The organism is Comamonas sp. JNW, from assembly GCF_003105075.1.
GTDB lineage: Bacteria > Pseudomonadota > Gammaproteobacteria > Burkholderiales > Burkholderiaceae_C > Comamonas > Comamonas squillarum.
On record NZ_QETI01000025.1, the window covers coordinates 19,973 to 28,220 of the forward strand.

The 8,248-nt window shown below is 63.5% G+C and carries 7 protein-coding genes; 4 read left to right on the forward strand and 3 right to left on the reverse strand.

The window, feature by feature from the left end:
• Positions 1–70 precede the first annotated feature (70 nt).
• From DCO45_RS22005 to DCO45_RS22015, 3 genes are all read left to right on the forward strand, one after another.
• Positions 71–622, forward strand: coding sequence for a DNA-directed RNA polymerase subunit alpha C-terminal domain-containing protein (locus DCO45_RS22005; RefSeq protein ID WP_116927803.1), 552 nt, complete (start codon positions 71–73; stop codon positions 620–622).
• A 16-nt stretch (positions 623–638) separates the two neighbouring features.
• On the forward strand, positions 639–1,088 hold the full coding sequence (locus tag DCO45_RS22010) for a hypothetical protein (protein WP_133248234.1): 450 nt from the start codon (positions 639–641) through the stop codon (positions 1,086–1,088).
• 214 nt (positions 1,089–1,302) lie between these two features.
• On the forward strand, positions 1,303–2,340 hold the full coding sequence (locus DCO45_RS22015) for a hypothetical protein (protein ID WP_116927805.1): 1,038 nt from the start codon (positions 1,303–1,305) through the stop codon (positions 2,338–2,340).
• Between the two features lie 141 nt (positions 2,341–2,481).
• On the opposite strand, the gene DCO45_RS22020 is transcribed toward DCO45_RS22015, so the two are convergent.
• Both DCO45_RS22020 and panC read right to left on the reverse strand, forming a co-directional pair.
• A complete protein-coding gene (locus DCO45_RS22020) occupies positions 2,482–4,491 on the reverse strand; it encodes a DUF5979 domain-containing protein (protein WP_133248235.1) in 2,010 nt (669 codons plus the stop codon).
• Between the two features lie 413 nt (positions 4,492–4,904).
• Entirely contained in the window at positions 4,905–5,753 is an 849-nt protein-coding gene (gene panC, locus DCO45_RS22025) for a pantoate--beta-alanine ligase (protein ID WP_116927809.1), read from the reverse strand.
• Between the two features lie 662 nt (positions 5,754–6,415).
• Between panC and DCO45_RS22030 the strand changes: the two genes are divergently transcribed.
• Positions 6,416–7,681, forward strand: a complete 1,266-nt coding sequence (locus DCO45_RS22030) for an Hsp70 family protein (RefSeq protein WP_116927807.1) — start codon at positions 6,416–6,418, stop codon at positions 7,679–7,681.
• A gap of 25 nt (positions 7,682–7,706) precedes the next feature.
• On the opposite strand, the gene DCO45_RS22035 is transcribed toward DCO45_RS22030, so the two are convergent.
• Positions 7,707–8,248, reverse strand: a 542-nt coding sequence (locus tag DCO45_RS22035; RefSeq protein ID WP_243419458.1) for an SAM-dependent methyltransferase, incomplete at its 5' end; no start/stop codon positions are given.

The following is an 8,248-nucleotide window of genomic DNA, read 5'->3' on the forward strand; positions in this document are numbered from 1 at the left end:
TGGGCCTCACCAACCACAGCGATGGCGGCAGGAAAAAAGGCATGCGGACATGCTGCTCTGTGTATAAGACATGTCAACAAATCTAATTTCAGCCGCCCATGTAATATTTTGCAAGGCCAAGGGGCTACGATGGTTACAGATGACTACATCACCATCCCCACCGCCTGACCGGCCTGATAAGCCGCTCCAGGATCTTCTGCCGCCAGATCTGTGGAAGCTGCTGGCCAGGCACGACATCACCACGCTGGCCCAGGTCGACGCACTGTATCCGGCCAAGCTGCTGAAAATCCACTACCTGGGGCCCGTGCGTTTTCGGCAGATCGAGGCGCTGCTTTTTCCGGGGCGGCGCTATGAGGTGCCTGTGCTGGCACCGATCGAGACAGAAGATCTGGATGGCACCTCACTCGAAGGCCTGGTGTCCCGGCGCGTATTGATCACCCTGCGCCGGCATGGCATCAAGACCGTGCAGCAGCTGGTCGCCGCCTATCCCCGGCGCCTGGTGGAGATAACGGGCTTTGGTATCAAGGCGCTGCGCGAAGTGGAGGCCACGTTTTTTGATGGGCAGCGCTTTGAGCCGATGAAATCAAGAAAAACCATAAGTAACACAATTAAGCAAAGATGATTATGATTTCATAAATATGGCAAATGGTTCAGAGATCCACCCCTCCACTTCACTAGACGGGAAGCTGCCTGCGCCATTGGTACGGATTCTGGTGCACCACGGCATCGATAGCGTCGAGGCGGTGCGCAAGGCCTACCCGCTGGGGCTGCTCGCGATCAAGGGCATTGGTCTGCTGCGGCTGCGCAAGATCGAAAAGGCCTTTTTGCCTGGCCAGTCCTATGTTCCCATGCACTCGAGGCCCAAGCTGCCCTTTGTCTCCGGCTCTTGCCTCAATGGCTCGCTGCCCGTGGCCATTGTCCGGGCACTGGCGCGCGGTGACATCACCACCCCCGAGCAACTGCGCCAGGCCTACCCGCATGAACTGCTCAAGATCCGCTCGCTGGGCGAGGGCTCGCTGCGCGAGATTGAACGGGTCTACTTCCCAGGCCAGCGCTACGTGCCGCCAGGCAACGGAAAAATCCGCTAATCGGGCGGTTGTCCATGTTGTCCTATCCGTAGCTAGGTGCATCGGATTTGGTTATGCGGTGCCAGGGGTGCCGCAGGCGCCGCCCGTAATATTCACGGAAGACTTTCAAAATATTCCACCCGCCACCAGCGGGGATATTCTGACGGATTATGTGGGTGTGATAGGCCAAACCTATACGGCCGCCCCGTCATGGCTCACAGGCTGCAATGGGCTGATGTCATCGGCAGACCAGCCGGTTGCGGGAGCGGATGGCCAGACGGCCAGCTGTGGCACCCAGGAGGCCTGGAATGTCACCCAGCAGTTGGCACAGGCGCTTGGCGCCTTCAAGGGCCAGGCCGCCCCCGCGACCAATTTCGCCGTGTCGGCCTATACCTCCAACAATCCTGGCGCGGGCAATGTGGAGTTTGAAACGGCGACGCCCCTGACGCTGCCGATCCCCAGCCGCTTTATCGCCGTGGGTATCGATGTGGCTGCCGCCAACTGCTACCGGGCCCCCGCGCCGCAGTTGCAGTTTGCTTTGCTCGATGACGGCACCCCAGTTGCTGCCGGTGGTCAGATCAATGGATGTGGCGGCACGTTGCAGGACATGCCAGCGCTGGGCGCTGCTGGCGCCGCGACGGCGGGGCAAGGTGCACGGGTGGGCACCAATACCAGTGGCGGTGTACTGGTCAACAGCGCCTCGGTCGGCATCCGCATGACCAATGCCAATGGCAGTGGCGGCGGTAATGACCATGCCTTTGACAATATCCAGTTGCTGGACGTCAGCCCGACCCTGGACAAATCGTTCAGCCCGGCGACCCAGCCAGTAGGCGGCGTGAGCGTGCTGACCTTCACGGTCACCAATACGACGGAGCTGGGCGCCAAGGCCGGCTGGTCGTTTACCGACAACCTGCCTGCAGGCCTGGTGGTAGCGCCCACACCTGCAACTGCTACGACCTGCCCCAGCGGCGTCGTGACGGCAGCAGCCGGTGCCACCAGCATCGATGTGACCGGCAATCTGGCCGATGCGATGGAGTCCTGCACGGTGTCCGTCAACGTCACATCTGCCACTGCTGGCGCCTATGCCAATGGGCCTGACAACATTGAATCGGCGGGCTTGAACCCACCGCAGGTGTCCACCGTGACCTTCACTGCGCCCAGCACGCCATCCACCCCAACACCGGTTCCCGCCAATGCACCTTGGGGCGTGCTGCTGCTGTCGGCCTTGGTCGCAGGCTTTGCCAGCCTGCGCGCAGCTCGCAACCGCGCCTGATCTGGCGCGCTGCGACAGCGCAGCACCGGGTTGGGTCCCGCCACCAAGGCACAAGGCCTGGGTTCAGCACCATGCCGAACCCAGGCCTTTTTTTGATAGTGGGGCGCTGTACCACTGTCAGTGGCACGCGCTGCCATCATCTCAGCGGCGTTGCGCGCGTCGCAGCACCAGCATGCCCATCAGCGCCATCGCCACGGCCATCAGCAGCAGCTTGATGGTGTCCAGCGCAGGCACTGCAGCGGGCACAGCAGGCGCCGTGCGCACCAGCGTGTTGACGAAGGAGGCCGTGTTGCCATTGGCTGCGGTGACCAGCGTCACTGGCGCGGGCAGGCTGGTGCTCCAGGTGTAGCCTGCTGGCGCCTCGGGCATGGTGGGCGCTTCGCTCACCGTGCAGCTGGCGCCCTGGGGCACGTTGGTGATGGCGATGGCGCCTGCGTTGCTGCCGCTCAAGCCCACTGCCGTTGTGAAGCTGCCGTCTGCACCACAGTTGGCGGTGAAGCTGAAGCTGCCGCTGATACCCGCTGCCGGGCCGCCGGCCACGGTCTTGCTGATCGTGATGTCGGTGTTGGCACGCGCCAAGGTGTTGACCAGCTGCGCGCTATTGGCCGCTGGCGGTGCTGCCATCGCCACGGAAACACTGGGCGCAGGGTTTTCCACCCAGAGATGGTTGGCGGGCGGTGTGGGGCGTCTGCCTTCGGTCACAACGCAGCTGCCGCTGGCGATCACCGGCGTGATGGAGACGCTGCCCGTGCTGGCCGTGTCCAGCGTGATCGAGGTGTTGATTGCTGGCGCGACCACGCCATCGCTGCCGGTGCAGACCACCGAGACGGGAAAGCTGCTGCCCGTCAGATCCACGGGCGTGATGTTGGCGGGCCAGACCACCTGCTTGGAGATGGCGAGTTGTGCGGCATGGCAGGCGAGGCTTGCAGTCGCCGGCGTATTGACCTGGCCGGTCGGCGAGACAAAGTCAGTACCCGGCGTGATGGTATTGGTCACCGACGGGGTGCTGATGCAGGCCTGGCGGCCGGCATCGGTGTTGGGCCATTGCACGGGCACGGTGATGGTGCAACCGCCGCCAGGAATGCCAAAGCCGCTATCGCTGATGATGTTCGAGCCCGGCACCGCACTGAAGTTATTGGCCGTGCAGGTGTTGCTCACGGCGCCCGTTGCCACCACCAGGGGGGCAGGCAGGGTGTCGCTCAGCGTCACGTTGCCGATGGCCTGCGGCGTGCTGTTGGACAGCGTGATCGTCAGCTGCGTGGTGTTGTCACTGCCACCCAGAAAGAGGTCCGCTTTATCAAAGCGCTTGCTGACCTTGGGCAGGCCGCAGGCGCCGCTTTCCGAGGTAGCGGCATTGAGGAAGGCGGGCGCGACCTTGCTTTGGTTGGTGGTCCAGGGTGGGCCGTAGAAAATCGAGATGTCGACCACGGCAAACACGCAAGCGCCTCGGCCGGCATTGGATTGCACGGTGGGAATCAGCAGCCCATAGACATTGTCCGTTGGCGTTGTGCCTGCCGATGGCAGCGCTCCGGCAACGTACAGCGCGTTGTTGGCCGGCACGTTGTTGATGTAGGTGATGTAGCCGCCCTGCAAAGGGTTCAGTGCCGTGAACGAGCCGGCATAGGGCGAATTCGTGTTCAACGGGAAAGCGCCATATGCATTGACAGTGGTGCCCAAGCTAAACGTGGACTGGGTGCCGGCATTGAGCGTATCCACCATTCGCTGGGCATTTTGGGCGTTGCGGTTCTCGCAGCAGCCATCGACAAAGAAGACGATGGAGTTGGCCCAGCGATTGGCCACCGCCGTCTGCAGCACGGCCCAGTTGCTCGGGTCAACCGCCCGGTAGGTGCTCGCCACAATCACGATGTCATAGGCTGAGCCAGACGCGGCGGTAAAGGTTGCCGCAGAGATCGCATTGGCGTTGCCCAGCACGGACCTGCGTGTCAGTTGGCCAGAGCTGGGCAGCGCATTGGTAAATTCATTCTCAAGATTTTGGTAGGCCTCGATGGCATCCCCGTCTTCAGGATTGGGACCTGCGGGATCCGAGTTGGTGGTCAGCAGCAAAACCTGTTGTGCCAGCGCATGCTGCGCACCCATGCACAACAAAAAAGCTGCCAGCAGCAGCCTGAAAAACATCAATGGATTGGTCATGTCTCTTCCCATGGAATCTGCTCAGCCACAAAACGCAGCACATAGCCTCATCCAGTAATGTAACTAGTAGATGCTATATGTATCAATATGAATCATAAACCAGGCGTGTAATGGCCGATGCAGGCACTCGACAAAGCCATGCATGGACCTTCAATTCAGGTAATGTATTGATTAATTAAATGGCAATGTACTGTCTATTGATGATTGGGCGTGTATGTTTTTGCCCGACTGCAGCGCGAATGCAGCAAACAATTGTCAGCCCAGAGGCAGCCTTCACTGCCGTCTGCCTGCTTTCTTGATTGCTATCAAAAGTGGAGCGTTTTAAGGTTGGGTGCGCCCATCACACTCTGGCTGGCCAGACCCCGGCCGGGCTGCTGGCCCATGGGCCACAGCGATGGGGCTGGCGCAGCGCCTTAAAACTCCAGGTTATCGATCAGCCGCGTGCTGCCCAGGCGTGCCGCGCCCAGCGCCACCAGCGGCGCGCTGGCCAGCTCGCCTTCGGCGGGCGCCAGCAGGTTGTGGCGCTGGCGCACGGTCAGGTAATCGGGCTCCCAGCCCAGGGCCCGCAGCGACTGCATGGCCTGGGCTTCGAGCGCAGGCAGGTTGGCGGGCACGTTGCGGGCGGCGGCGGCCAGCGCCTTCAATGCTTGGGACAGGGCCATGGCCTGCTGGCGCTCGGCCGCGCTCAGGTAGCCATTGCGCGAGCTCAGTGCCAGGCCGTCGTCGGCGCGCGCGGTGGGGCAGCCGATGATCTCGATGGGCAGCGCAAACTGCGCCACCATGCGGCGGATGACCATCAGCTGCTGGTAGTCCTTCCAGCCAAAAATGGCCGCGCCCCCGCCTGTGCTGGCGAATACGCAGCTGAACAGCTTCATCACGACGGTGCAGACCCCCGTGAAAAAGCCGGGGCGGAACTCGCCCTCCAGAATGTCGGCCAGTGCCGGGTCCGGCTGCACCTTGAACAGCTGGGGCTCGGGGTACAGATCCTTCTCACGCGGGGCAAACAGGATGTCGCAGCCGGCCGCCTGCAGCTGGGCGCAGTCGCCCTCCCAGGTGCGGGGATAGCTGTCGAAATCTTCGGTCGGCAGGAACTGCAGGCGGTTGACAAAGATGCTCGCCACCGTCACTGCGCCATGGCGTTTGGCCTCATGCACCAGCGAGATATGGCCTGCATGCAGATTGCCCATGGTGGGCACAAAGGCGGGCCGGCCGCGCTCGGCCAGGGCTTGTCGGAGTTCTGCGATGGTATGGGTGACTTGCATGGTGGGCATGGGCGTTGCCAGCGGTGGTGCAGGGAGCGCAGAGCATAGCAGCACGCCGATGGGCTTTGTATAGGGCTATTAGAACCTGTTCTAAGTCTCTACGCAGCCGCGTTGGAGTGCAATCGGGATGAGTTCGAAGGGATGGAACGCAGCTTGCACCGGAGTGCAAGCAAGGGCCAGCGCGCAGAAATCGCCCGATTCCACCCCAACCCGTAGGGACAGTGGCTTTGCGCTGCCCGGGAAGGGGCGCCCGGCGAGGGCCGCCCGGGCAGGGGCGGTCTGCGTCGTTGCAAATCCTCGCAATAGCTGGGCTATTGCTGCGGTGTTGCGCGGCTGGGCGTCCCCCTCGCATCCCATCCCGCAAAGACACTGTCGCGGCGCGAGGAGACTTTGAACAGGTTCTTAAGGGGTTATGGTTTGCCCGCGGTCGCGGCATGCGCTTGCCCTATAATTTTCCGGTCGCGGCGCGTAAAGACCGTTTACCGGTGCTTGCAGCGCATGCCTGGGTCCACCGACTCCGTGTCAGGCCAGTCGTATTGAGGCCTCTGTTCCCGCAAGGGTGCAGAGGCTTTTCCCTTTTTATACCGGCGCCTTGTCTGCCTTGTGCGCAGACCTGGCCGCCTTGCTTTTTTGGTCCGATTCCCGCGTCGGATCTGGTCTTTATGTCATCTGCATCCGCCATCCTGGGCATTGATTTCGGCACCTCCAATTCGGCCATGGCGTTCAAGCCCGACCTGGCCGCGCCCGGCCCCTCGACGCTGTTGCAGGCCGAGGGCGCCGCGCAAGCCATGCCGACAGCCGTATTCTTCAACACCGAGGACCACAGCACCCACTATGGGCGCGACGCCGTCTCGCGCTATCTGGAAGGCACTGAAGGGCGGCTGATGCGCTCGCTCAAAAGCCTGCTGGGCAGCGCGCTGATGCAGGAGAAAACGGTGGTGCACGGCAAGCTGGTGGCCTACCAGGACATCGTGGCGCTGTTTGTGCAGCAGCTGGCCGCTACGGCCGAGCGCCAGATGGGCCATCTGCCCAGCACCGTCGTCATGGGCCGGCCGGTGCATTTTGTTGACGAGGACGCGGGGCGTGACCAGGCGGCGCAAACGGCCTTGCAGCATGCCGCGCAGGCAGCCGGTTTCAAGGACGTGCGCTTCCAGCTGGAGCCGATTGCCGCAGCGCTGGACTATGAGCAGCGCATTGCCAATGAGGCGCTGGTGCTGGTGGTCGACATCGGCGGCGGTACCTCGGACTTCACCGTGGTGCGCCTGGGCCCCGAGCGCCGCAACAAGCCCGAGCGCAGCAGCGATATTCTGGCCACCACCGGTGTACACATTGGCGGCACCGATTTTGACCGGCGCCTGAGCCTGATGGCGGCCATGCCGCTGTTGGGCCTGCAGCATGTGGGGCCCAGCGGGCGCGAGGTGCCCAGCGCGGTCTTCCATGACCTCTCCACCTGGCACCTGATCCAGTGGCTGTACAGCCCGCAGCGCCAGCGCGAGGTGCAGGCGCTGCGCAGCAGCTACAGCGATACGGCCCTGCATGACCGGCTGGTGCGGCTCTTGCAAGAGCACTGGGGCCACCGCCTGGCCAATGCGGTCGAGGAAACCAAGATCGGCCTGTCCAACCACCAGCGCGTGCAAAAGCTCGAAGTCGATTGGCTGGAGCCGGGCCTGAGCCCCGAGGTCTGGCCCGACGATCTGCAGCAATGCCTGCAGGCCTTGCTGGCCCAGGTGGCGCAGTGCGCGCTCGATTGTGTGCAGGCTGCGGGCCTGCAGCAGGGGCAGATCGATGCGATCTACCTGACCGGCGGTTCATCGGCCTTGCAGCCGCTGCGCGCGGCGCTGGCGCAGGCTTTTCCCGATACCCCGCAGGTCGAGGGTGATCTGTTCGGCGGTGTGGCGGCGGGTCTGGTGCACGGCCAGGCGCTTTAAAGGTTGAAGGTCGCCTGAAGGGCGATCAGTCGTCGGCTTGCTCGGCATCGCGCTTCCAGGCCAGCGCCGTGTCGTACAGCGCATTGCGTGGCGCGCCGGTGATATCGGCGGCCAGCTTGACGGCGGTCTTGGTCGGCAGCTCGGCCAGCAGCAGCGCCAGCACGCGGTGGGCATCGGCCAGGCCATCGGTTTGCACCGCCTGCGGGTGCAGCAGCAGTGCAAACTCGCCCTTGCTGCGGTGCGGGTCGGCCGCCAGCCAGCCGGGCACATCGGCCGCAGCCATGGTGGCAATGTCTTCAAACTGCTTGGTCAGCTCGCGGCCCAAGGTCACGGGCCGCTCCTGCAGCACGGCCAGCGCCTGGGCCAGGTCGGCAATGCGGTGGGGGGCCTCCAGCAGCACGAGGGTGCGCGGGTCTTGCGCCAGTTGGGCGACGGCCTGCTGGCGCTCCTGCGCCTTGGTGGGCAGAAAACCGATAAATGCAAAGCCGCTGCTGGCGCCTTCACCGGCCACCGCACCGGCGGCACTGACCAGCGCGGTCACGCTGCTGGCGCCGGGCAGGGGGCTCA